This window comes from Flavobacterium supellecticarium (genome assembly GCF_004801375.1).
GTDB classification, from domain to species: Bacteria; Bacteroidota; Bacteroidia; order Flavobacteriales; family Flavobacteriaceae; genus Flavobacterium; species Flavobacterium supellecticarium.
On the sequence record NZ_SSNZ01000007.1, the window covers coordinates 164731 to 188899 of the forward strand.

The 24169-nt window shown below is 38.5% G+C and carries 23 protein-coding genes; 18 read left to right on the forward strand and 5 right to left on the reverse strand.

Annotated features, from left to right (window positions below):
- Positions 1–12 precede the first annotated feature (12 nt).
- The 14 genes from gcvH to E6C50_RS14050 all read left to right on the forward strand — a co-directional run bounded on the left by gcvH (position 13) and on the right by E6C50_RS14050 (position 12436).
- Positions 13–393 (forward strand): glycine cleavage system protein GcvH, encoded by a 381-nt coding sequence (gcvH, locus tag E6C50_RS13985; RefSeq protein ID WP_136403848.1) that lies wholly within the window; start codon positions 13–15, stop codon positions 391–393.
- Positions 386–760 (forward strand): VanZ family protein, encoded by a 375-nt coding sequence (locus E6C50_RS13990; protein ID WP_136403849.1) that lies wholly within the window; start codon positions 386–388, stop codon positions 758–760. Before gcvH ends, E6C50_RS13990 begins: the two co-directional genes overlap by 8 nt.
- A gap of 53 nt (positions 761–813) precedes the next feature.
- Positions 814–1557 carry a deoxyribose-phosphate aldolase gene (gene deoC / locus E6C50_RS13995; RefSeq protein WP_136403850.1) on the forward strand — a complete coding sequence of 248 codons (744 nt, stop codon included), beginning with the start codon at positions 814–816 and terminating at the stop codon, positions 1555–1557.
- A 12-nt stretch (positions 1558–1569) separates the two neighbouring features.
- On the forward strand, positions 1570–3669 hold the full coding sequence (locus E6C50_RS14000; protein ID WP_136403851.1) for a capsule assembly Wzi family protein: 2100 nt from the start codon (positions 1570–1572) through the stop codon (positions 3667–3669).
- A 47-nt stretch (positions 3670–3716) separates the two neighbouring features.
- A complete protein-coding gene (locus tag E6C50_RS14005) occupies positions 3717–4259 on the forward strand; it encodes an SRPBCC family protein (RefSeq protein WP_136403852.1) in 543 nt (180 codons plus the stop codon).
- A gap of 130 nt (positions 4260–4389) precedes the next feature.
- Positions 4390–5304, forward strand: a complete 915-nt coding sequence (cyoE, locus tag E6C50_RS14010; RefSeq protein ID WP_136403853.1) for a heme o synthase — start codon at positions 4390–4392, stop codon at positions 5302–5304.
- Positions 5305–5329: 25 nt separating this feature from the next.
- Entirely contained in the window at positions 5330–5905 is a 576-nt protein-coding gene (locus E6C50_RS14015) for a cytochrome c oxidase subunit 3 (protein WP_168732827.1), read from the forward strand.
- A 44-nt stretch (positions 5906–5949) separates the two neighbouring features.
- Complete coding sequence (locus E6C50_RS14020; protein WP_136403855.1) at positions 5950–6930, forward strand: cytochrome c oxidase subunit 3; 981 nt, start codon at positions 5950–5952, stop codon at positions 6928–6930.
- A gap of 24 nt (positions 6931–6954) precedes the next feature.
- Positions 6955–7308, forward strand: coding sequence for a cytochrome C oxidase subunit IV family protein (locus tag E6C50_RS14025; protein WP_136403856.1), 354 nt, complete (start codon positions 6955–6957; stop codon positions 7306–7308).
- Positions 7309–7388: 80 nt separating this feature from the next.
- Positions 7389–8039, forward strand: a complete 651-nt coding sequence (locus E6C50_RS14030) for a hypothetical protein (RefSeq protein ID WP_136403857.1) — start codon at positions 7389–7391, stop codon at positions 8037–8039.
- A gap of 27 nt (positions 8040–8066) precedes the next feature.
- On the forward strand, positions 8067–8693 hold the full coding sequence (locus E6C50_RS14035; protein WP_136403858.1) for an SCO family protein: 627 nt from the start codon (positions 8067–8069) through the stop codon (positions 8691–8693).
- 5 nt (positions 8694–8698) lie between these two features.
- Positions 8699–9238 (forward strand): DUF420 domain-containing protein, encoded by a 540-nt coding sequence (locus tag E6C50_RS14040; protein ID WP_136403859.1) that lies wholly within the window; start codon positions 8699–8701, stop codon positions 9236–9238.
- On the forward strand, positions 9228–9470 hold the full coding sequence (locus tag E6C50_RS14045) for a hypothetical protein (RefSeq protein ID WP_394346705.1): 243 nt from the start codon (positions 9228–9230) through the stop codon (positions 9468–9470). The genes E6C50_RS14040 and E6C50_RS14045 overlap by 11 nt, the downstream gene beginning before the upstream one ends.
- Positions 9471–10156: 686 nt before the next feature.
- Positions 10157–12436 (forward strand): hypothetical protein, encoded by a 2280-nt coding sequence (locus E6C50_RS14050; protein WP_136403860.1) that lies wholly within the window; start codon positions 10157–10159, stop codon positions 12434–12436.
- A 144-nt stretch (positions 12437–12580) separates the two neighbouring features.
- On the opposite strand, the gene E6C50_RS14055 is transcribed toward E6C50_RS14050, so the two are convergent.
- Positions 12581–13972, reverse strand: a complete 1392-nt coding sequence (locus E6C50_RS14055; RefSeq protein WP_136403861.1) for a DUF4403 family protein — start codon at positions 13970–13972, stop codon at positions 12581–12583.
- 142 nt (positions 13973–14114) lie between these two features.
- Here E6C50_RS14055 and E6C50_RS14060 point away from each other — a divergent pair, with 142 nt between their 5' ends.
- From E6C50_RS14060 to tsaB, 3 genes are all read left to right on the forward strand, one after another.
- Positions 14115–15548 carry a TolC family protein gene (locus E6C50_RS14060; RefSeq protein WP_136403862.1) on the forward strand — a complete coding sequence of 478 codons (1434 nt, stop codon included), beginning with the start codon at positions 14115–14117 and terminating at the stop codon, positions 15546–15548.
- A 6-nt stretch (positions 15549–15554) separates the two neighbouring features.
- Entirely contained in the window at positions 15555–16874 is a 1320-nt protein-coding gene (locus E6C50_RS14065; protein ID WP_136403863.1) for an efflux RND transporter periplasmic adaptor subunit, read from the forward strand.
- A 149-nt stretch (positions 16875–17023) separates the two neighbouring features.
- A complete protein-coding gene (gene tsaB, locus E6C50_RS14070) occupies positions 17024–17698 on the forward strand; it encodes a tRNA (adenosine(37)-N6)-threonylcarbamoyltransferase complex dimerization subunit type 1 TsaB (protein WP_136403864.1) in 675 nt (224 codons plus the stop codon).
- Here the strand turns inward: tsaB and E6C50_RS14075 are convergent.
- The 4 genes from E6C50_RS14075 to E6C50_RS14090 all read right to left on the reverse strand — a co-directional run bounded on the left by E6C50_RS14075 (position 17685) and on the right by E6C50_RS14090 (position 21721).
- Positions 17685–18458, reverse strand: a complete 774-nt coding sequence (locus tag E6C50_RS14075) for a mechanosensitive ion channel family protein (protein ID WP_136403865.1) — start codon at positions 18456–18458, stop codon at positions 17685–17687. The genes tsaB and E6C50_RS14075 overlap by 14 nt on opposite strands.
- A gap of 11 nt (positions 18459–18469) precedes the next feature.
- Positions 18470–20515 carry a thioredoxin domain-containing protein gene (locus E6C50_RS14080; RefSeq protein WP_230979013.1) on the reverse strand — a complete coding sequence of 682 codons (2046 nt, stop codon included), beginning with the start codon at positions 20513–20515 and terminating at the stop codon, positions 18470–18472.
- Positions 20516–20534: 19 nt separating this feature from the next.
- The gene (locus tag E6C50_RS14085; RefSeq protein WP_136403866.1) at positions 20535–20735 is read right to left on the reverse strand and encodes a dodecin family protein; all 201 of its coding nucleotides are present in this window, start codon (positions 20733–20735) and stop codon (positions 20535–20537) included.
- 86 nt (positions 20736–20821) lie between these two features.
- The gene (locus tag E6C50_RS14090) at positions 20822–21721 is read right to left on the reverse strand and encodes a NifU family protein (RefSeq protein WP_136403867.1); all 900 of its coding nucleotides are present in this window, start codon (positions 21719–21721) and stop codon (positions 20822–20824) included.
- A 134-nt stretch (positions 21722–21855) separates the two neighbouring features.
- Here E6C50_RS14090 and E6C50_RS14095 point away from each other — a divergent pair.
- On the forward strand, positions 21856–24169 hold a 2314-nt coding region (locus E6C50_RS14095; RefSeq protein ID WP_211089550.1), incomplete at its 3' end, for a choice-of-anchor L domain-containing protein.

Here is a 24169-nt window from a genome sequence, read left to right on the forward strand (position 1 = left end):
AAAATAAACACAATGAATATACCATCTAACTTAAAGTACACAAAAGATCACGAATGGGTAAGCCTTGATGGCGAGATTGCAACGGTTGGAATTACTGATTTTGCACAAAAAGAATTAGGAGATATCGTTTATGTTGAAGTGGAAACATTGGATCAGACACTGGACAAAGACGAAGTTTTCGGAACTGTTGAAGCGGTAAAAACAGTATCGGATTTGTTCTTGCCTTTAACAGGAGAGATCATTGAATTTAATGAAGATTTAGAGTCAGAACCGGAAAGTGTTAACACAGATCCTTACGGAGCAGGATGGATGATTAAAGTGAAAATCAGCAATCCGGCTGAAGTGGAAGGACTTTTGTCAAGCGACGATTATAAAGCCTTGATTGGTGCGTAAACTCAATCTTTTACTTGCATTAGTGTGGTCGTTAATGATAGGTATTGCCTGTCTGATAACCATTAATACCAATGTGGGTGGGAAAATTCCTTTTAAAGATAAGTTTGTACATTTCGTTTTTTACTTCCTGTTTACAATTTTGTGGTTTCGGACACTCGATAGTAGATTCCCGAATGAACCATTGGTAAAAAAGCTACGAATCGTATTTCTTTTCGGTTTTTGCTATGGTGTTGGAATTGAAATCTGTCAGGGACTGTTTACAGCAACAAGATCGGCAGACATTTTTGATGTATTGGCCAATATCACAGGAGGACTTATAGCAATAGTATTGCTATACCTAAACAGAAGTCTGAAGCTGAAAGACTAAATTAATTGCAACATAGTAATCCCACTTTTGTGGGATTTTTTTATTTTTATACCATGGATATTAGAAATTATTTAGACTCGACCTATTTAAAAACCGCCGAACAGGCTGGTGTTTCAGAAACGGAGAACCGAAAAATTGTAGCCGACTATGTTGCGGAAGCGATTCGGGAAAAATTCAAACTGATTATGATTCGCCCGGATATGGTAGCCATGGCCAGAACGATGATTGCGGAAAATAATTCGGCCGTAACCATCGGAACAGTTATCGATTTTCCAAACGGTAACGGAACATTGGAAGAGAAACTGCAAGAAGCGGAACAGGCTATTCAGGATGGTGCAGACGATCTTGATTTTGTAGTAGATTATGAAGCATTTAAACGAGGTGAAACCGATAAGGTTAAAAAAGATGTCCTGGAATGTACCCGTTTGGGATTGTCGTATAATAAAATTGTAAAATGGATTATCGAAATAGCCGCCCTGAATGATCATCAAATTGTACAATTGTCAGCATTGATAAAGAATGTGGTTATCGCCAATTTTAAAGAAAATCAATACGAATCGGTTTTTGTGAAATCATCAACCGGGTTTTATAAAACCGAAGATGGGAAGCCAAATGGTGCTACCGTACCGGGAATAAAGCTAATGCTCGAAAATTCATTTCCATTACCGGTAAAAGCAGCCGGTGGTGTACGTACGCGTAATGAAGCGCTCGAAATGATTCAACTGGGCGTGAAAAGAATCGGTACGTCCTCGGCGAAAGCCATCGCTCATGGCGAAAATTCAAATAGCGAATATTAAACCCTGTAGTACATGAGGCATTTATGGTGCGTAGCATTGTTGTTCCTTGGAATAACAAATTCTTTCTCTCAAACAGAAAGCGAGCAGTTTCCGGTTTTTAAGGACTGTAAAAATAATCCCCCAAAAGATCAGGAATCCTGCTTTAATGCTAAAGTTCAGGATTTTTTCTATTCGCATTTTAAGGTGCCGCAGCAAGTAACGGATGCGAATTATAAAGGAACTGTTATCGCCTTGTTTGAAGTCGATTCAACCGGGACTTTTAAGCCCTTGTATATCGATGCGGCTTACCCGGAGTTGAAAGAGGAAACGAAACGGGTTTTTGCACAGTTTGAAAAGGTAGAACCGGCAAAATTTGCAGGCCGTGCAACCTATGCCAAATATACGGTGCGTATTGCTATTCCGTTGGAAAAACCGGTAACGGATGAAACAACAGCTGTAGCGGCTACTTCCGGAAAAACGAATCCGAAAGTGCAGCAGGAACTGGATGAGTTTGATAAAATCGTTAGCAAGCCCTTCCGGAATCCGCAGTTTAAAAGCCATTTGAATATTCCTTTCTCACATCAGAATTATGCCGTTTTCGATGCGGCTGTAAATCAGGTAGGGAGTAATAATCATTCGGCTTCCAAACCGTATTCCTATGCGGAAGTGGCCAAATATTACGATTTCGATAAAGAACAGCAAAAACTGCTTAAAAATAAAACCTCCTGGTGGGGGCGAAAACTCTGGAACGAAAACCTGGTTGCCATTCAGGGTGACGGCTATTGGTTTACAATCAATCCGATCTTCGACCTGCGCGTTGGAAAAGATATGGATAGCGAACTCAAATATACCTATGTAAACACTCGTGGGGTACATGTTCAGGGGGCGTTGGGCGAGCAGTTAACGTTCTCAAGTTCGGTTTATGAAAGTCAGGGGCGTTTTGCGGATTATTATAACCGTTATGCCGAGTCGATCAAACCTTCGGGTGGGAATCCGGCGATTATTCCAGGTATCGGTATTGCGAAAGAATTTAATGGCGATGGCTACGATTTTCCGCTTGCGGAAGCCAATATATCGTATACGCCTAATAAATTCATTAACCTGCAATTGGGTTACGGACGAAATTTTATTGGAGATGGATATCGTTCATTGATTTTTAGCGATGTGGCCAGTCCGTATCCGTATTTTAAAATCAATACAACATTTTGGAAAATCAAATATACCAATACCTATATGTGGTTGAAAGATGTTCGTACCGACGTAACGGCCGAAAAGACCTATGCAACCAAATATATGGCCAACCATTACCTGAGCTGGAATGTGTCGAAGCGTTGGAATATGGGCTTCTTTGAATCGGTGGTTTGGAGTAATACGAACGATCGTGGTTTTGATTTTAGCTTTGTGAATCCGATCATTTTTTACCGCGCGGTGGAGTTTACGTCGTCTTCCAAAAGCGGAAATGCCGTTTTGGGACTTACGTCAAAGTACAAACTAAGCAACCAAATGAACATCTACGGACAATTCCTGCTGGATGAGTTTTCGTTAAGTGATATTAAAGCGGGTAACGGAAGCTGGAAAAATAAATACGGTTTCCAGATTGGCGGGAAATATTACGATGCCTTTAAAGTTAAAAACCTGATGTTACAGGCCGAATACAATTATGTGCGCCCGTATGTGTATTCGCATAGTAATGTGTTAACGAATTACGGACATAACAACCAAAGTATGGGACACCTTTGGGGTGCCAATCTGAAAGAAGTGGTCGGAATTGCCCGTTACTATTATGGCCGTTGGTTTGTCGATGCAAAGTTGATTTACGGACAAAGAGGCCTTGACTTTAATACGGCTGATAATACCTATAATTACGGTGGTGATATCTATCGGAATTATGATGAAGACCGACCATTTGATACCGGAGTCGTTACCGGACAAGGGAATAAGACCAGTGTTTTAATTGCAGATCTTCAGGCGGGTTATCTGGTAAATCCGGCGATGAACCTTAAATTATTTGGAAATGTGATCTACAGAAACTTCGATCCGGCTACCGAAACGCCAACTGCAGTAAAAAGTTCGACAACCTGGTTTTCAGTTGGTTTGAGGGTGGATTTGTTTAATTGGTATTATGATTTTTAATTATTTTTTGTAACTTTAGTATTATAACTACTAAAAAACATCATTTTATGAGAATCATAAAAAATATTATACTGTTCTTTCTGGCGATTATTGTCTTGCTACTCGTGGCAGGTTTGTTTGTGAAAAAAGATTATGCTATTGAAAGAGAAATAGTGATCAACAAACCTAAAGCGGAAGTGTTCGATTATATACGGCATATTAAAAACCAGGATAACTATAGTGTCTGGAATCAGAAAGATCCGGCGATGAAAAGAGACTATAAAGGAAACGACGGAGAAGTTGGTTTTGTTTATGCCTGGGAAAGTACCAATAAGGAAGTCGGAAAAGGCGAACAGGAAATTGTCCGTATTGTCGATGGCGACCGGGTAGATATGAAGCTGCGTTTTAAAGAACCAATGGAAGCTGATGATGATGCGTATATGATAACCGAAGCGGTGTCGGAAAACCAAACCAAAGTAAAATGGGGTTTTAAAGGTTCGATCAATTATCCGATGAATTTGCTGTTGCTGTTTATGGATATGGAAAAAGAACTGGGTGGAGCTTTGGAAACCGGCTTGAAGGATATGAAAGCCATATTGGAAAAACAATAAAAATTTAGGAAGAGAGGTTGAACAGCCTCTCTTTTTTGTTAAAACTGCTGTTTGCGGTTGATTTTAAGGCTTTACTTTTGATGAAAACTAATTTTTGAAGTATATTTGCGCACCGTTTTTATAAATAATAATGAAAACTGCCTTGAACGCTTCAGAAAAAACAATTTCACTTACCTCTTTATTTGCGGATTTTAAAGGAATCACCAAAGCAGGACTGGCTATTAGTGTTGTATTTTCGTCTATAGTAGGCTATTTATTAGGGGTTTCCGATGAAACGCCTTTTAGTTGGGTTACTTTTATACTGCTTGGAATTGGCGGATATTGTATGGTGGGTGCTTCCAATGTATTTAACCAGATCATCGAAAAAGATCTGGATGCGTTGATGGATCGTACCAAAAACAGACCGCTTCCTTCCGGGAGAATTTCCAAACAAACAGCCTTTATTTTAGGAGCGATACTAACCGTTGTCGGGATTGCAATTCTGTATTCGATCAATCCGAAAACGGCTATGTTTGGTGCGATATCCATATTTCTGTATACCAGTGTTTATACGCCCTTGAAAACCATGACGCCACTTTCGGTGTTTGTGGGTGCATTTCCGGGGGCTATTCCGTTTATGTTGGGATGGGTAGCCGCGACCAATGAGTTTGGTATTGAAGCCGGAACACTTTTTTTGATCCAGTTTTTCTGGCAGTTCCCACATTTCTGGGCTATCGGATGGTTTTTGTATAAAGACTACGAAAAAGCCGGGTTCTTTATGTTGCCAACAGGAAAACAAGATAAGAAAACAGCTTTGCAAACGATATTGTATACGGTTTGGTTGATTATTGCTTCTTTGATTCCGGTAGTCGGGTTTACAGGCGATTTAAAGCTAAGTTATGTAGCGGCTGCTTTTGTGTTGCTTTTGGGACTTTGGATGTTGTACTTTGCAGTAAAATTATACCGGGAAATGGACGAAAAAGCAGCGCGTAAATTAATGTTGGTAAGCGTTTCGTATATTTCGTTGCTGCAATTGGTGTATGTTATAGATAAATTTTTACGATAGTATGAGTGCGACAAATAGTATAAAAATGTCAGTTGAGGAACATAACGAAAGAAAAGCAAAATCATATAAGATGATGCTTTGGTTCGCAATGATCAGTATTGTGATGGTGTTTGCAGGGTTAACAAGTGCCTATGTGGTGAGTAAGTCCAGACCGGATTGGTTAAAAGATTTTACGCTGCCAAGTGCTTTTATCGCCAGTACGGTAGTGATGTTGTTGAGCAGTGTGACTTTTCATTTGGCTAAAAAAGCCATTCAAAAAGATAATAGAAAAGCAACGACCAATTTGTTATGGCTAACATTGGCTTTGGGGATTGCTTTTGTTGTCCTGCAATTTGAAGGTTTTGCTCAGGTTATTGAAAGTGGCTATTTTTTTACCGGAAGTGAGAGTACGATCACAACTTCGTTTTTATACGTGGTTGTAATTGTTCACTTAGCCCACTTATTCGGGGGTTTGGTGGCACTTTTGATTATAATTTATAATCATTTTAAACAAAAATACAATTCAGGTCAAACCCTTGGTATAGAGCTTGGTGCGATGTTTTGGCACTTTCTCGATTTTCTTTGGGTGTATTTGTTTTTATTTTTCTATTTCTACAAATAGAAAAAAAATGTAAATTTGGGAACTTTTTAACTAATTACTTTATAATGGGAGCGACAGTTACTACAACAGCTACTAATGGAAAAACTTGGGACGGCGGTAATGAGCCGATGGGAGCAAGTTATGGTAAGATGATGATGTGGTTTTTCATCGTATCGGATGCCTTGACTTTTTCTGGATTTCTAGCAGCCTACGGTTTTTCAAGATTTAAATTTATAGAATCCTGGCCTATTGCAGACGAGGTTTTTAATCACTTCCCGTTCATGCATGGCGTTGATGCACCAATGTATTATGTGGCATTGATGACATTTATTTTGATTTTCTCATCTGTAACCATGGTATTGGCGGTTGATGCAGGACATCACATGAAAAAAACAAAAGTAGCCGTTTACATGCTTTTAACCATCATTGGTGGTTTTATCTTCCTGGGATCTCAGGCATGGGAATGGAAAAACTTTATCCAGGGTACTTACGGGGCTGTGGAAACTAAAGGAGGTTTAATCCTTCAGTTCGTCGATAAAGACGGTAAAAGAGTAGCGTTGGGTGATTTTGCTGCGCACCTTCCTAAAGAAAGAGAACAATTAACCCGTAATAAAGGGGTTTGGTATATGAGTGATGCACATGCTACTCCTAACTATTCTGTAGAACAGGTTGTAGAAGGATTCAAAGCCAATCCGGATCTTTTGATTCGTTCGGAATTCAATACGAAAGACAAAACGAAAACGGTATTGTCCAGAGAAGAATCATTGAAAAAATTAAATGACGTTAAATATGTTGTGGAAGGGGCTAACCTGATCCGTAACGAGTATGGTCATAAATTATTTGCTAACTTCTTCTTCTTTATTACAGGTTTCCACGGATTCCACGTATTTACCGGAGTATTGATCAACATCTTGATTTTCTTTAATGTGATTTTAGGAACATATGAAAAAAGAAGAAGTTATGAAATGGTTGAAAAAGTTGGATTGTACTGGCACTTTGTAGATTTAGTTTGGGTGTTCGTATTTACATTCTTCTATTTAGTTTAATTGATTTAAAAGAATAAGTATATCATGGCACATACCGCGCACGAATCAAATACAAAAAGAATATGGGTTGTTTTCGGAATCCTTTCCGTAATTACAATCATCGAAGTTATTTTAGGTATCGATAAACCAAAAGCATTATACATGACAAATCTGTTGTCAATGAATTTGCTAAACTGGATTTTCATTATCTTAACCGTTGTGAAAGCTTACTATATCATGTGGGCCTTCATGCACCTTGAAGGAGAAAAAGGAAGTTTCAGATGGTCGATTGTTGGACCGCTGGTTTTTTTAATTATCTATTTAGTGTTCATCTTACTGGTAGAAGGTAATTATATCTTTGATGTGTTTAAAAATTCCGATTACAGATGGATTTTTTAATAGCATATTAAATTATAAAAAAGGCGGTTATTCAACCGCCTTTTTTTAATTTTGTGAAGACTAAAATTCAGGTATATCCCATGAAAAAATATATTGTTCTCACCGTTCTTTTTGCATTGCCTATATGTGCGTATCTCTTCTTCGCATCCGGCGTAAACAGTTTTGCAAAATTGCCTACCGTAACACCTAATATCAAGGAACTTTCCAACTGGAAGTCGCTCGATGGTGATACCGTTCGTCTAAAAGATAAAATCACAATTCTGGGATTCCCCGGATCCGAAATTCTGTATAATAAAGGAGATGCCTTTAACCTCGATCAGAAAATCTATAATAAAAACAGAGAGTTTGCCGATTTTCAGGTGGTGATGCTGGCACCCGAAGGAACCGAAGATCAGGCGCGACAGTTAAAAACAGAACTAAGCGGGATTTCCGATTTAAAAGTGTGGCACTATGTATTTGCCAAACCGGAAGAAATTCAAGCCTATTACGATGCGCTTAAGCTGGTTGGAAAGCTGGATAAAAACCTGCGAACACCAAATGTTTTTATAATCGATAAAGACCTCAACCTAAGAGGGCGCAAAGGGAAGAATAAAAAAGGCGAAGAAGAATACAAAGAAGGTTATAATACCATTTCGGCTGCCGATTTGCACAATGAAATGAGTGATGATGTAAAAATCATTCTGGCCGAATACCGACTGGCGCTTAAAAAGAATAACAAACGCAAAATATAATCCGCATTACTCTAAATAGTTTACCTCATGAAAAACAAATCGTATATCGGAATTTCATTTATCGTACTGATCTTCGGGATCTGGGCGGTGCCGAAAATCCTGGCCAAATTTCAAAAAGCAGATTTAGTAACCATCGGACCTGTACCGAAGTTTGAGTTAACCGATCAGAACAATAAAAAAATAAGCAATACCGATTACCTCGGAAAAGTATATGTGGTGGAATTTTTCTTTTCGACTTGTCCGACGATTTGTCCGATTATGAATCAGAATATGCTAAAACTACAGGAAGAGTTTTACGGAAATCCAGCTTTCGGAATTGCCTCCATTACGATCGATCCGGAACACGATACGCCGGCCGTTTTAAAAGCACACGCTGATCAGTTAGGGGTGAAAAACTACAATTGGCATTTCCTGACCGGTGATAAAAAATACATATACGATCTGGCGTTAAAAGGTTTTAACCTGTATGCCGGGGAAAATGATAAACAGGCAGGTGGATTTGAACATTCCGGTTTGTTTGCGCTAATCGACAAAGAAGGAAACATCCGTTGTCGTAAAGATAGTTTTGATAATCCGATTTTGTATTACGATGGTTTGGAAGAAGCGGGAATCAAAGCGATCAAAGAAGATATTAAGAAATTGCTAGAAGAATAAGTATAATGGAAAATTCAGTAGAAAAAAAATACAATAAGTGGATTGTGGTGCTTTCGGTGGCGATACCGTTAGTGGTGGCGTTGTTGTTTGGTGTGAATCTTAGAAAATTAGGGTACGACGTACAGCCGCTATCCTTTTTACCGCCTATTTACGCGACGATCAACGGAATTACAGCCGTTTTATTGGTTGCGGCCGTTTGGGCTATTAAAAACGGTAAAAGAAGCCTGCACGAAAACCTGATGAAGGTAGCAATTGCCTGTTCGGTAGCGTTTCTTGCGATGTATGTGGCTTATCATATGACATCCGATTCGACAAAATTCGGAGGCGAAGGTGTGATCCGTTATATTTATTACTTTATTTTGGTAACACATATTCTTCTATCGGTGATCATTATTCCTTTTGTTTTGATTACTTATGTAAGAGCGATAGCGGGAAGTTTTGACCGTCATAAAAAGATTGCAAAAATTACTTTCCCGATGTGGTTGTATGTAGCCGTGACTGGTGTGATTGTTTACCTTATGATTGCTCCGTATTATGTACATTAAAAAGACTATAAAGCCACTGTTTTTATCGGTTGTGGTATTGCTAATGTCGTTAAATGCAAATGCACAATGTGCCATGTGTCGGGCGGCTTTAGAAAGTGAAGAAGGTGGTGTAAAAGCAGAAGCCGTAAACGACGGAATTGTCTACCTAATGGTCATTCCGTATGTGTTGGTAGGTGTGCTGGGTTATGCGATTTACCGATTAAAGACAAAGAAGAAAAAAATAGAAAATTAATAATGGCCGCTGTATAGCGGCCTTTTTGTTGGAAAATGATTTTTATCTTAATAGAACAGAACAGTAATTCATGTTTGTGGTATTGTACGAATTACAAATCTGTACTATCGGTTTTGTAATGTCTGCTATGGGTTTTATTGAATTTTATAGGCACTTTTGTAATGCCTTATATTATTAATGTAAAATAATGCTTAAGTTGCGATGGTTTTATCTATTGTTGTATTTTGCACTGTATGATAAATTAAAAAGATAACCCAATTATATCTATTTTAGTTTGTTTTTAATAGAAATAATTTTAGAATTGGTATGTAAAATAAATGTGCTAAGTGTTTTATCGGTTACTAGGCCTAAATCTTGAAACTTTTCTTAATAGACGACATAGAATTGTATGTATCTATAACCCTTGTTTAATAGATTGTTTAAGTATGAAATGTTTGTTTATAGATATTGTTTAGATGTGATTAATGGTTATGATGAGGTTGTTGCTAGTTGATAGATACTTTTAATTATTGATTTAGCTCAATTTTAAATGAAATGTTAAGCTTTTTAGAGGGCTAGAGATCTTTAGATTGAAAAAATGAATAGATAATGATTAGATAACTTTTAGAAATTAAATAGATAGAGTTTTATGTCTTAGGCTTAAGTTATTCGCAGTGTCCTTTTTAAATTATAATACTAATATAATTATGTCAACAAAAAAATATTTAATAGATACATTGAAAGCAACAGAAAAAAGTGAATTTGATGCTATCGTAAAGACTTACCTAGGGGAAGTATATGGTTATAGAAGAATAGTAAATACTGACGGTGTTAATGATGCTGGGATTGATATAAAAATTTTTGATATAGTTGGGGTTAAAAATCAATACCAACTTACAATCCAAAAAAGTGAAACAACTGCGGAAAAAAGTGCTTTTGAGAAAAAACTTTTTGAGGATGTTGCTAAGGCAAAAGTTAATTATTTGGATAATAATTACTCAAATGTGCTATATTTTTTTTACTCACATCCACTTACTAATAAGGTTATACATGATTATAAGGCGAAAGCTTTGCGAGATTATGGGATATCCTTAATAATAATAGAAGCTAAGCAAATTGCAGAAGAAGCGGGGGAATATTTACAGCTCCTAAATGAAATAGTTTCAACTAATGATATAAAAGATGTTTTAAAAACGGAAAACCTTTTTCCGAAAGATGATAAAAACCTGGTTTTTGATTTGTTAAGTTTCGGACAGGCTTCTGATTTTAGATTACAAATCATTGAAGCATATATTTTAAGACAAGTTCATCTAAAAAAAGAGATGTCTAAAAAAGAGATAATCGATATATGTGAAGAACAATTTAAAAGTCAAGAAAATAAAGTTTTTTATGATAAATTGTTTGCTAGATTGCAGAGTGAAAGTAAACTTATTTTTCGGGGAGATAAGTTTGAGTTGACTGATAAAGAATCAAAAAAAATTTCAGGATTAATAGGTCAGAATGAAGTGGAAGAAGCTACTTTTATTAATTCGTTAGAAGGCATATTAAAAAAAAATAATCAAGAAGATAATATTGAAGAGTATCTCACATGGTTGAAAAAAGTATACATAACAAATTTCAATTCTGATATATCTGAAATTCTTTCAGAAGGAAGCAAAGATTTGTCTTCTATTTCTAGAGAATTTTTACAGTTTTTAACTTCTAAAGGTTTTGAGGAAAGTGAGGCAAAAGAGATCGCAAAGGAGTTATTCAGTGTTTGTAAACAAAATACTTATTTACAGAAATTTTGCGCAGCAAAAGTTTTTAATGAAACAACAAGTATTAAGAATATTGAAAGATATATAAATACTAAAAAAAGAATATTTGTTGATACTCAGATAATTCTATATGCTTTGTGTTATTATTATAATGCAAAATCAGAATTTTCAAATTATTTTTATCTAACTACCAAGTCTTTATTGAATTTTACAAGCAAAAATAAAACAAGATTGTATCTTCCGAACCTTTATTTATGGGAGGCCCAATCTCATTTGAGAGAAGCTTTAAATTTAATTCCCTTTACAAATCTTCCTAATTTTGAAAAATTGGGAAGATCAAGAAATGTATTTTATAATTTCTTTCTTTCTGAACGGGAATCGCATTCTTCTGGGTTAAGCTACAAAGACTTCTTTAACAAGTTAGGGTTTAGAGAATACGATAAGTTTTCAAAACATAATTCGTTAATTAAAAAATATATTTCAGAACTTGGAATTGAAGTGGTTGAAATTGATAATCAATTTTATGATATTGAGGAGCCTAAGAAGATTATCCAAGCAATTCTTTATGACGATAATAAGTTTAAAAGCAAATTTGGATTAAACAATGATGCGATTATATTAGAATATTTTGCAAATGGAGATGTTGATGTGCATCCATTACAGCCTTTGCTTTTGTCTTGGGATAAAGTGCTCTTTAAGTCTCAAAAAGAATATTTTAAAAGAAATCCAGCATCTGAAAGATGGTTTCTTCTGACGCCAGAAAGATTTATTGACCAATATTCACTATTGCAGTTTACAATAGATTCTGAGACAGTAACAAATGAGATCTTAGCTTTCTTATCCAATGATTTAATCAAAGGAACACATTCTCTACTTGATTCGATTACACATATCTTGAATCCGACAGAAGAAGTGGGGTTGCAATATGCAAATAGACTTTCTGAAATAAGAGATAATGAAATACATAGGCTAAAAGAGTATTCCATTACATTGCCAGAGGATGTAGAAGGAGAAGCGGTGATAGATGATTTAATGTATAATCTCACTTCATATTATAGAGAAAATAAAGATGTTTTTGAAGATTTTAAGAAAGTATTTGAAAATATTGATTTACTAGATGAGGTGATGCAGATAATAAAACAGGCAATTGAGGAAATTTACACGAATAAAAGGCTAGATGATGCTATTGTTAATGATTTTGATAAATTAATCGTGAAGTCTAAAAAATAAGCTTATAGAGGGATTTGTTGTTCATAAATGTGAATGAGTAAGAAGAAAATAATGATAATCGTAATATGAAATCAAGATTCTTTGTGCTATAAAAAATCCGAACCATATGGTTCGGATTTTTTTATATTTCTCAGACAAAACGACTTACTCCATTCCGTCTATTTTAATGCTCATTTGTCCGGAGGTTTTAATAAAAGCGATAATGGCTTTATCGGTAACCTCAACTTTGTCAAAAATAAAATCGTTAATGGTTCCGTTTACAAAAACACCTTTCATCGGAGAATAGTTGTTTAAGTACGGCAACATATTTTTCTTGCCTTCTTCCAGATTATCTTTAATCGAATAACGACAGCTTTCCTGTATTTTGCTTAGGATATAACCCTGCATTAGCCAATTGGCCGTTTTGGTTAAAATGCCTTTGGTGTTTAATACATAATCCATCTGGTCAAAATAAATTTCTTTCGAAACCGCATTGTAATTCGGAATGCCCGACAGGTAAATCGTGCCGTCTAAACTTCCTGTCATACTTAATGCGATGATCATCTTGCCATCCTTGTGCCATAAGTCAACTTTTTGAATTGTGATCTTTCGGCTTCCGGAAGCAAATTCCTTACCCTGGAAGTTTTTGGTAATGATACGAGAAGCACTTTCATAGGTCGAAACGGCGGCAACCGTAGCTTCGATCTTATTTGGCATTTTAGCCACCGGTTTTAATACGATAGCTTCTTTTTTAAACGTGTTTAGCGGCTCCTGACCTACGATGGTTTGCATTTTGCATTTTAAGCCCATATCCATCGTGATTTTACTTTTTGATAATATAGCGTCGGTCACATATAATTCGGTTGGCGCTACCTTAAACCAGGTTTCATAAACCTCACTGGTTTTAAACGGCGTACTGATTTTTTCCAGAACGGCTAACACCTGTGGTTTGAAATCGGTGGTTTTGTTAATGGCATCATCTATCGTTTTGGCAATTTTGGCTTTAAACAAACGGATCGTCGGATTGACAACATAGGTGATCGGTACGTTTTTGCCGGCTACTACAATACTCGGACTGTCTTTCCATTCGAAATCTTCAATTACAGAAGTGGTCGAAAGTTTCCAGTTCGATAATTTTGCATCACTCAAAAGAGTGATTTGTCCGTTTAGGTTGATTTCTTTGGTGTCGTTCAATCCTAAAAAGTCGGTGCCGTATTTGAATTTGGCCCATATTTTTAAAGGAATTACCGATCGGATTTTACCGTCTTTCTCCGTTAGTTTTATCGGAGCCTGTTTCCAGATTTTCATCTCCGTTTTATCATCGGCCAGAATACTGTCGTTATAAATTAATCCGTTTAGGGATTTGTTGAGTTGGATTTCAATTTCCTTTAGCGGAATTTCTATCGGCATATTGATAAAAGAAGTGGTGGTTTCGTAAACCGCGGGTTTGTTGTCGCTTGGCTCCGGTTTTAGGGTGTTAATTTTTCCGGTAGTTCCGCAACGGGTCATTAGCATTGCCAGGCTTATCATTGCCAGGAATGAAAAAAAAGTTTTCATAAGAGTTGTCTAAAAATCTTCGGTAAAAGTAGGTTTTTATTGAAATAAAATTGTAACGTTCGTTAAAGAATTGCGTCTAATGGATACCGAATAAAAATGCATATGTGCACAGAAATTTTATATTTGTAGGAAAATCAATAATATGAAGAACACAACATTGCTGTTTTTGGGTTTGTCGATGGTGACAATTCAAATGAAAGCACAAGCTAAAAAATGGACTTTGGAAGAGTGTGTGAATCACGCAATGGAGAAGAATATTTCGATCAGACAATCGATTTTAGATAAACAGGTTGCCGAAATCTCTAAAAAAGATGCCTGGGGTAGTTTCCTGCCAACCGTTAACGGACAAGCATCGCACTCCTGGAACGTTGGTCTTAACCAGAACATCACCACAGGTCTTTTGGAAAATCAAACCATTCAGTATACTTCTGCCGCATTGAATGTGGGAATTGATATTTATAAAGGGTTACAGCATCAAAATCAGTTGCGAAAAGCCAATCTTTCGATCATCGCGTCACAATATCAGTTGCAGAAAATGCAGGAAGATGTTTCGTTGAATGTTGTGAATGCCTATTTGCAAATCCTTTTCAATAAAGAAAATCTGAAAGTTCAGACCAAACAGCTGGCCTACGATACCAAACAAATGGAGCGTACACAAGAGCTTGTTGATGCCGGAGTAGTACCTAAAGGGGACTTACTGGATGTGAAAGCTACGGTGATGGCAGACAATCAGAAATTGATTGCCGGAGAAAATGCACTGTTGTTGTCAAAGCTAAGTTTGGCGCAATTGTTACAACTGGACGATTTTCAGGAGTTTGATATTGTTGATTCTGAAACGCCGGTACAAAACAGTAGTGTGTTGCTGGAAAATCCAAAAAATATTTTTCAGAAAGCAAAAGAAACCAGAGCTAATATAAAAATTGCGGAAGCCAATGTATCGATAGCCGAAAAAGATTTGTCAATTGCAAGAGGAAAATACCATCCGACACTTCAGGGATTCTATAGTTTCAGTACCCGTGCGGCCTATGCTGACAGAATTACCGGTTACCAACTGGATGCGGCTAACCCGACACTTCCAACACAGTATTTTACGGAAAATGGATTACAGGTGTTGCAAAACAACTACCGTCCGGTTTTAGGAAGTCCGGAACCAATTTTTGATCAGTTTAGTAATAACAAAGGACAGAATTTTGGATTGTCGTTAAATATTCCGTTGCTAAATGGTTTTTCGGTTCGCAATAATGTCGAGCGTTCTAAAGTAGCGTTGGAACGTTCCAGAATCGCATTGGAACAACAGGAACTGGATTTGGAAAGAACAGTTTATACCGCTTTTACCGATACTAAAGGGTCGCTTAAATCATACGAAGCGGCTGTGGCAACACTGGAAGCCCGACAAGAATCGTTTAACTATGCAAAAGAGCGTTACGAAGTAGGCTTGATGAATGTTTTCGATTTTACACAGGCACAAACGTTATTCGTAAATGCCCAGTCGGAAGTGTTGCGAACAAAATATGATTATATATTCAGAACGAAAATATTGGAATTCTACTTTGGGTTACCAATTATTCAAAAATAAAAATTTATGAAAAAGAGTACAAAATACATCCTGTTGGGTAGTGTTGTTTTGTTGGTTGTTGTATTGGTTGCCCTTAGTAAATCGGGTGTAATCGGTAACAAAGAAAAAGGAACGGAAGTAGAAACGACGCAAGCCAATCAGATGACGATTGTCGAAACGGTTTCGGCTACCGGGAAGATACAACCTGAAATTGAAGTAAAAATTTCATCCGATGTTTCCGGAGAGATTATTGGCCTTCCGGTTAAAGAAGGACAAACCGTAAAAAAAGGAGATTTGTTGGTTCGTATCAAACGCGACTTATACGAGTCGGGAGTGAACCGATCGGTAGCGTCTTTGTCTACGTCCAAAGCGGGATTAAGTCAGGCAGAAGCGCAGGTAAAAGAAGCCAAAGCTAACTACGATCGCAACAAACAGTTGTTTGCTAAAGGAGTTATTTCTAAATCCGAATGGGATAAGATCGTATCGACCTACGAAGTGGCGGTTGCTGCCAAACAATCGGCCTATTACAATGTACAAAGTGCTACGGCAACCGTGACCGAAGCCAATGATAACTTAAACCGTACCACTATTTATGCACCGGTAGACGGAACGATTTCCCGACTGGATGTGGAATTAGGGGAACGTGTATTGGGAACGCAACAAATGGCGGGTACCGAATTATTGCGTGTGGCCAACCTCAACAATATGGAAGTGGAAGTCGATGTAAACGAAAACGATATCGTTAAAGTAAATATCGGTGATCCGGCCAAAATCGAAGTGGATGCCTATCTGAAAAAAGAATTTAAAGGAGTGGTAACCAGTATTTCCAATTCGGCCAGTTCGACGCTAACAGCCGATCAGGTGACTAACTTTAAAGTGAAAGTGCGTATCTTAAAAGAATCGTATCAGGATCTTTTGGTTGGAAAACCGGAGAATTATTCGCCTTTCCGCCCGGGAATGACCGCTACGGTAGATATTGAAACCAAACGTAAAGAAAATATTCTGGCAGTGCCAATCAGCTCGGTTGTAATGAAAACCGAAGCCGACCTTTCAGGAGCTAAAAAAGATGTCATGGAAGAGTTGGAAAAAGAAGAAAAGGAAAAAACAAAAGGCTCTGCCGAAAAGAAATTCGAGTGCGTATTTGTAAAAGTAGGCGATACAGCTGAATTGCGTAAAATCAAATCCGGAATCCAGGACGATACCAATATCGAAATTGTCGAAGGTTTGAAGAAAGGGGATGCGATTATTACCGGTCCGTATACTACGGTTACCAAAGATTTAAAGCCCGGAGATAAAGTTGTGATCAAAAAAAACGGAGTCTCCGATAAAGGAAAAGATAAAAAATAATAACGCTTAGTTTTTTGATTACCACCGGGGTAATTCCCGGGAATACATTTTGCCACGGTTGCACTATTTTTCCTGACGATAAAGTCGGTAAGATATTGCAACCGTGGCAAAAAAATATATGATTATCTTTGCCAATAATTTTACTGAAAATGGCTTACATTCTGAACATTGAAACGGCAACAAAGAATTGTTCCGTAACCCTTGCAAAAGACGGAGAAATACTGGTGTGTCTGGAGATGGCCGAAGAAGGCTATTCCCACGCGGAAAAACTTCATGTCTTTTTTGAACAGGCTTTGCAACAGGCTGGGTTGGCATTTCAGGATTTGAACGCGATAGCGGTAAGTCAGGGACCGGGTTCGTATACCGGACTTCGCATCGGTGTTTCGGCGGCCAAAGGCTTGTGTTATGCACTTAATATTCCATTGCTGGCGATTGATACGCTGGAAACCCTGGCGCGACAGTTAACGGTAACCGAAGGAAAGATTATCCCGATGATTGATGCCCGAAGAATGGAAGTTTTTACCGCTGTTTTTGATTCTTCCTATTCCCGATTACGGGCTACGGAAGCAGAAATTATCGAAACGACAACATATGATACACTCGAAGGAACGTTGCATTTGGTTGGCGATGGTGCCGCAAAATGCAAAGCGGTTTTAAACGATCCGAGGTTTATATATCATGACGCGATTGTATATCCATCGGCCAGAGAAATGAGCCGGATCTCCTTTGAAAAGTATCAAAAAAGCGACACCGTGGATGTCGCTTACTTTGAACCTTTTTATTTAAAAGACTTTGTGATGACTACAAAGCCTAAGAAGTCGTAACTTTAACAATCTTGCTGCTTTCTTCCAGTAATTCCGAACACACCGTACCATAATCGGCATTATAGGTCCAGGCGCGAAGGGAAAAAATCAGGTTCTTTTCGCCCATATCGCTGATGACTACTTCTGGTGCCGGAGTTTGTAATACTTTCGGATGATTCTTTACCAGTGCTTCCAGTTTGATTTTGATGTTTTTGATATCCGAATCATATCCTGTTGGTACAACCAGTGAGGTTCTACGGGTTGTTTTTTGCGAAAAGTTTTTAATCTTTCCATTGGATAAAAGCCCGTTTGGAATATAGATGATCTGGTTTTGAGCGGTTAATATTTTAGTCGAAAATATTTGAATACCCAATACTTTTCCATTTTCAGATTGTGCTTCAATTGTGTCGCCTACTTTAAAGGGTTTAAAAAGGATGATCAATACCCCGCCGGCAAAATTTGAAAGCGAACCTTGTAATGACAAACCTACGGCCAATCCGATGGCTCCTAAAATAGCGACAAACGATGACGTTTCGATACCTAGTTTGGAAATTACCGATACAAATAATAGAATACGCAAAGCCCAGATCAGAAAGTCCAACAGGAATTTGATCAAAGTGGGTTCCAGTTCTCTTTTGGTCATTACCGTTTCGGCAATTTTCCGGATAAAACGGATTCCCCAAATTCCGACAAACAGGATGATGATCGCCGAGATCACTTTGGGTGAATAATCCAGTAAAACATTAAAATAGTGAATAAAAAAGTTATTCATTTGTTCCATAAGGGGGATATTTATTTAATTGCTAATTCGTCTAATGCAGTGGTCAGTTCGCGAACGGGTAGCTGACAGTTTCTGTTTTCGCAAATATAAAACAGTGTGTCCTTTTCGTCAAATCGATTTTGAAGGAATGGAATTTTTGACGGACTTGTACTTCCGGCGAGAACCACATGCGGTAGGTATTGCTGCTGCACCGCCTTTATACCGGCAATCGCATCCGCACCGCAAACGGCCAGTTCTTTGTTGTCGGTTGATAGGTTCATCCATAAATTCATCCAGTTTGAAAAAGCCGAACCATAATCGATATTGGGAATGACATGGTTAAGCATTTGCAGGGCCGTTTTTTCATAATGACTGTTGTGAAACAGTATCCCAAGCGTATACAGGTTGTTCGCCATAACCGAGTTGGACGACGGGATTACATTGTCTTCAATTTCATAATGTTCGGCGATTAAGGCTGTGGTGTTTTTGGCTTTAAACAGGAAAAATTGCTGCGTTTCATCATAGAAATGATCAAAGCAATAATCGGTTAATTGTTTGGCGTGATACAAAAAGGTTTCGTCCAGTGTAGCCTGATATAAACTGATAAAAGCATCGATCGTAAACGCATAATCTTCCAGAAAACCAACGATACTACTTTGTCCGTTTTTATAGCTATGCCATAAATAGCCATCTTCCGACCAAAGTTTTTCGATGATAAAAGAGGCGTTCTGAAGTGCCCGTTCCAGAAAGGAAGCCGAGCCAAGAGCATTGTAGGCCTCGGTATAACCTTTTAGCATAATGGCATTCCATGACGTGAGCGATTTATCATCCAGTCGTGGTTTGGTTCTTTTTTGCTGTTCGCGGAATAATAACTGTTCCCACTGTAGTTTCTTATCAGAAAGTGCCGTTACGGTCAATCCGAATTGTTCGGCGATACTTTCCAGCGACTGACTTTGGATAAGCACGTAATTGTCGTGTTCCCAATAGCCGAAGTCATTAATATTAAAAAGGGTACTAAAAACCTCAAAATCGTCTTGTAAGAGTTGTTGCAGTTGTTCTTTTTGCCAAACGTAATACGCGCCTTCTTCGAGTTGCTGTTTTGCGTTTAAACTGTCGGCATCCAAAGCAGCATAAAAACCGCCTTCCGGATTTAAAAGTTCCCGTTCGACGAATGCCAACGTTTTTTCGATTACGTCTTTATACAGCGGATTTTGGGTTCGCTTATAGGCCTGCGCATATAGACTAACCAACTGACCGTTGTCGTAAAGCATTTTTTCGAAATGCGGAACGTGCCATCGCATATCGACGGAATAGCGAGAAAAACCACCACCCAATACATCGAATAATCCGCCGTGAGCCATTTTGGTCAACGTTAAATCCACAAAATCCAACAGGTCTTTTGAGGACGTTTGATAGCCAAATCGTTGTAAGAAAATAAAATTATTGGGCATCATAAATTTGGGCGCTCGGGCATAACCGCCAAAATCCCAATCGAAACTTTTAGACCATTTTTCGAGCAGTATTTTAATGCGTGCCGGATCCTGTTCTTCGGGATTGGCCTGTGCGTGGTTTACGATTCCTAAAAATGAAATGCCTTCGTGTAATTTTTCGGCATATTCCAGCATCTTGGCGGGATTTGTCTGATATAGGTTTTGAAGCTGGGTTAAAATATCAATCCAGTTTTCCTTTTTAAAATAGGTACCACCCCAAACCGGTCGGCCGTCCGGTAAACAAACCACATTGAGTGGCCATCCGCCATGACTGGTCATGAGTTGTACGGCTTTCATATAAATGGCATCCACATCGGGACGTTCTTCACGGTCGACTTTAACGGAAATAAAACCGGGATTCATAATATTAGCTACTTCGGTGTCTTCAAAACTTTCATGTTCCATCACATGACACCAATGACAGGCCGAATAGCCGATACTAATGATCATGAGTTTGTTTTCCGCTTTGGCAGTTGCCAGCGTCTGGTCGTTCCATGCTTTCCAATGGATCGGATTTTGCGCATGTTGGAGTAGGTAAGGACTGGATTCGTATTGGAGTTCGTTCATGGTTTTAAAAAAGGCGTTCATTCGAACGCCTGTATCTTTTTTATTTTATTTCAAAAGTGAGCTTCAGATTTACCCGGAACTCTGTCACCTGATCATCGTTAACAACTGCACTTTGTTCCTGTACATAAACCGATCGGATATGCTTTAGCGTTTTCGATGCTTCTGCAACTGCTTTTCGGGTGGCATCTTCCCAACTTGTTTCCGAACTGGAAAGTAATTCAATAACTTTTAATACGCCCATAATTTACCAGTTTTTAAGGTTAAGCTATTAAAGGTAGTGTATAAAAGTTAAAAAAGCAACTGTTGTCGTTGGAGAACCGTTGGGAATTAACCGTTTACCGCTTCTACTTTGATGTTCTGATCGTGTAACATTTCTTTTAGCATGTTTTCAATACCGTTTTTCAACGTAAAAGTTGAGGACGGACAACCGCTGCAAGCACCTTGAAGGATTACCTTTACGCGTTTTTCGGTTTCGTCGTAGGATTCGAAAATAATGTTTCCACCGTCTGACGCTACAGCCGGTTTTACATATTCGTCCAGAATATTGATGATTTGCTGTGACGTCACATCCAGATTGTTAAAATACTCTTCCTGTTGTTTTTCGTGGTTGGCGGTTTTTACGATCTGCGTTTCGTCGATGATTTGCTTGCCTTCTTCAATATAATTTTTGATAAAAGTACGCACTTCCTGTGTGATTTCCTGCCACTCGTTGATATCGTATTTGGTAATCGAAATATAGTTTTCGTCGAGAAATACTTCTTTTACAAACGGAAACTTGAATAATTCTTTTGCCAACGGCGAAGCAGCTGTCTCGTCGATGTTTTTAAACTCCACGCTGGTTTTGGTTAGTAACCGACTGGCGACAAATTTTAATACCGATGGGTTAGGCGTAGTCTCAGCATAAACGGTAACCGGTACTTTTTTACTTTTGTTTTCATCGATGTTGATGATCTTTCCGCCTTTGTCTACAAAACTTTCGATTTGCTCGGCTAATAATTCTTTTACCTCATGCCATTCTACAATCGAATATTTTTCGATGGCAATAAAGTTGCCTGAAATATATACGGTCTTAACAAAAGGTAGGTAAAATAGCTGTTTTGCAAGGGGTGACGGTGCGGTTTCGTCGATGTTTTTAAACTCGAAACTTTCACTTTTTGTTATGAAGTCCGGAAATTCAAACTTCACAATAGCAGGGTTTTGCGTATCTCGTATTGTTACTTTTAACATTTTTTTTGTGATTTTTTGCAAATTTAACGAACATATATCGTTTGAATAAGTATATTTGGAAATTTTAAAGGAAAAATTAACATTAAGGAACTGTTTTAACCCAAAAATAAGATATTTTACAAGCTTAAGCAAACATGAAAAAACTCTCCCCTCTATTGTTTTTGCTATTCTCCGTTGTGGCTTTTTCCCAGCCTATAACCGTGAATTCCAATACATATACGGTTCCTCAATTGGTTCAGGATGTTTTGATCAACTCCCAATGTGCGCAAATTTCGAACGTAACCTGGAGAACAGGAAATACCAATGGACAAGGATCAGAAAACGGTATCGGATATTTTCAAAATACCAATCCTAACTTCCCAATTCAGTCGGGAGTTATCCTGAGTACCGGTAGAGCGACTTCAGCTCCCGGACCGAACAACGGAATTTTAAGTCAGGGTAGTACTTCCTGGACCGGAGATGCCGATCTGAAACAAGCAATGGTAAATGCAGGTGTTGTGAGTAACGCATATGTGTATAACAATGCCAGCTATATACAGTTTAACTTTACGCCGCTGACCGATAGTTTTAGTTTTAATTTCCTGTTTGCATCGGAAGAATATGGAACGTACCAATGTACGACCGATTATACAGATGCTTTTGCTTTTATTTTAACAAATTTAACCACGGGGCAGAGTACGAATCTGGCTGTTGTGCCGGGAACTTCAATTCCAATTTCTGTTTTTACAGTAAGTGATCAGGCAAATAATAATAGTTGTGTTTCTCAAAACCCGGCTTATTTTGGGATGTATTATCCGCAAAATGGAACTCCGGCGGCTCCGATCAATTTTAACGGAAGAACGGTTGTAATGAATGCGTCTGCAACGGTTACTCCAAATACCCCTTACCGGATTAAAATGGTAATTGGAGATGGAGGTGGACAACCACCTAATACTAGTGATACCGCTTATGACTCTGCGGTATTTTTACAGGCAGGTAGTTTTAACGTAGGACAGGCTTCTTTAGGCGGAAACCTTACAATTGATAACCTTGGGGCTTTGTGTCCGGGTGAGATTCGAACCTTATCTACCGGATTGGATCCGGCTTTTTATACATTCCAGTGGACTAACGGAGGAAATCCTATTCCTGGGGCAACCGGACCTTCCTATGGTGTTTCGGCACCCGGGACTTATGGTGTTATCATTACAAATGTTTCCGGTGCCTGTGTCCAACAACCCGATCCTATTACTGTAGAAGTCTTTCCGCCAATTGCGGCTGGAACACCGGTTGACTTGTTTAAGTGTGGTGACGGAACCACTCCGGTTAGTTTTAACCTCGACGACAATCGTGCTGCAATTTTAGCGGGCCTTGATCCGGGTACGATTATTACCTATCATACCAGTTTAGCAGATGCGGAACAAGGAGCGAATTATGTTCAGGACCCGACAAATTTCCTGACGCCAATTACCCGAACGATTTATGTGAATGTTTCAACGGGTGAAAATGCCTGTTATGTTATCCGTCAGTTTAATGTAAACGTGATTTCGTGTACAGCTGATCCGGTACGTCCAGATGATCAAACAGTTTGTGATGTTGACAGCGATGGTGTTGAAACTTTCGATCTGACACAATTTTATACGACTATTCTTGGAGGACAAAATGCGTCCGACTACAATATTACATTCCATCTTAATCAGGCGGATGCCAATAATAATGCGAACCCAATTACACCGGCCAATGCTTTTGTTACGGGTAACCAAACGGTTTATATTCGTATGGAACGGGCAGCCGATCCTACGGTTTTTGGAACTACAAGTTTTAACCTGATCCTGAAAGCACTACCACAGGCAACCATTAGCGGACCAGATGGTACTTGTAATGGCAGTACTGCAGTAATCGTTTTCCAGGGTACACCTAATGCAACGGTAAATTATACGGTTGATAGTAATCCGGCCAGTATTACTTTGGATGCGTCCGGAAACGGAACGGTAATAACGCCACCTGTAACAGCCAATACGGTTTATAGTCTGGTAAGCGTGGTAAGTAATGATACAGCACCACAGTGTACCCGAAACCTTACGGGCTCGGTTAATATAACAGTTTATAATGCTCCAACAGCTACAATAGGAACCGATACAACAATCTGTTCCGGTGATACCGCGGTACTAACATTTAACGGAACACCAAGTGCTGTTGTTACTTATAATAACGGAAATGTTGATCAAACGATAACATTGGATGGAACCGGAGCTGCTAACGTAACAGTTGGTCCGTTAACGGCAACAACGACTTATAGCCTTGTACGGGTTATTTCTTCGGGAACGCCGGCTTGTCTGGCAACCTTAACCGGCAGTGTTACAATCACAGTAAACCCATTACCAACAGCAACAATCAGTGCACCGGCATTAATTTGTTCTGGTGATACCGCTGTTGTGACTTTTACAGGGCCAGCTAACGGAACGGTTACGT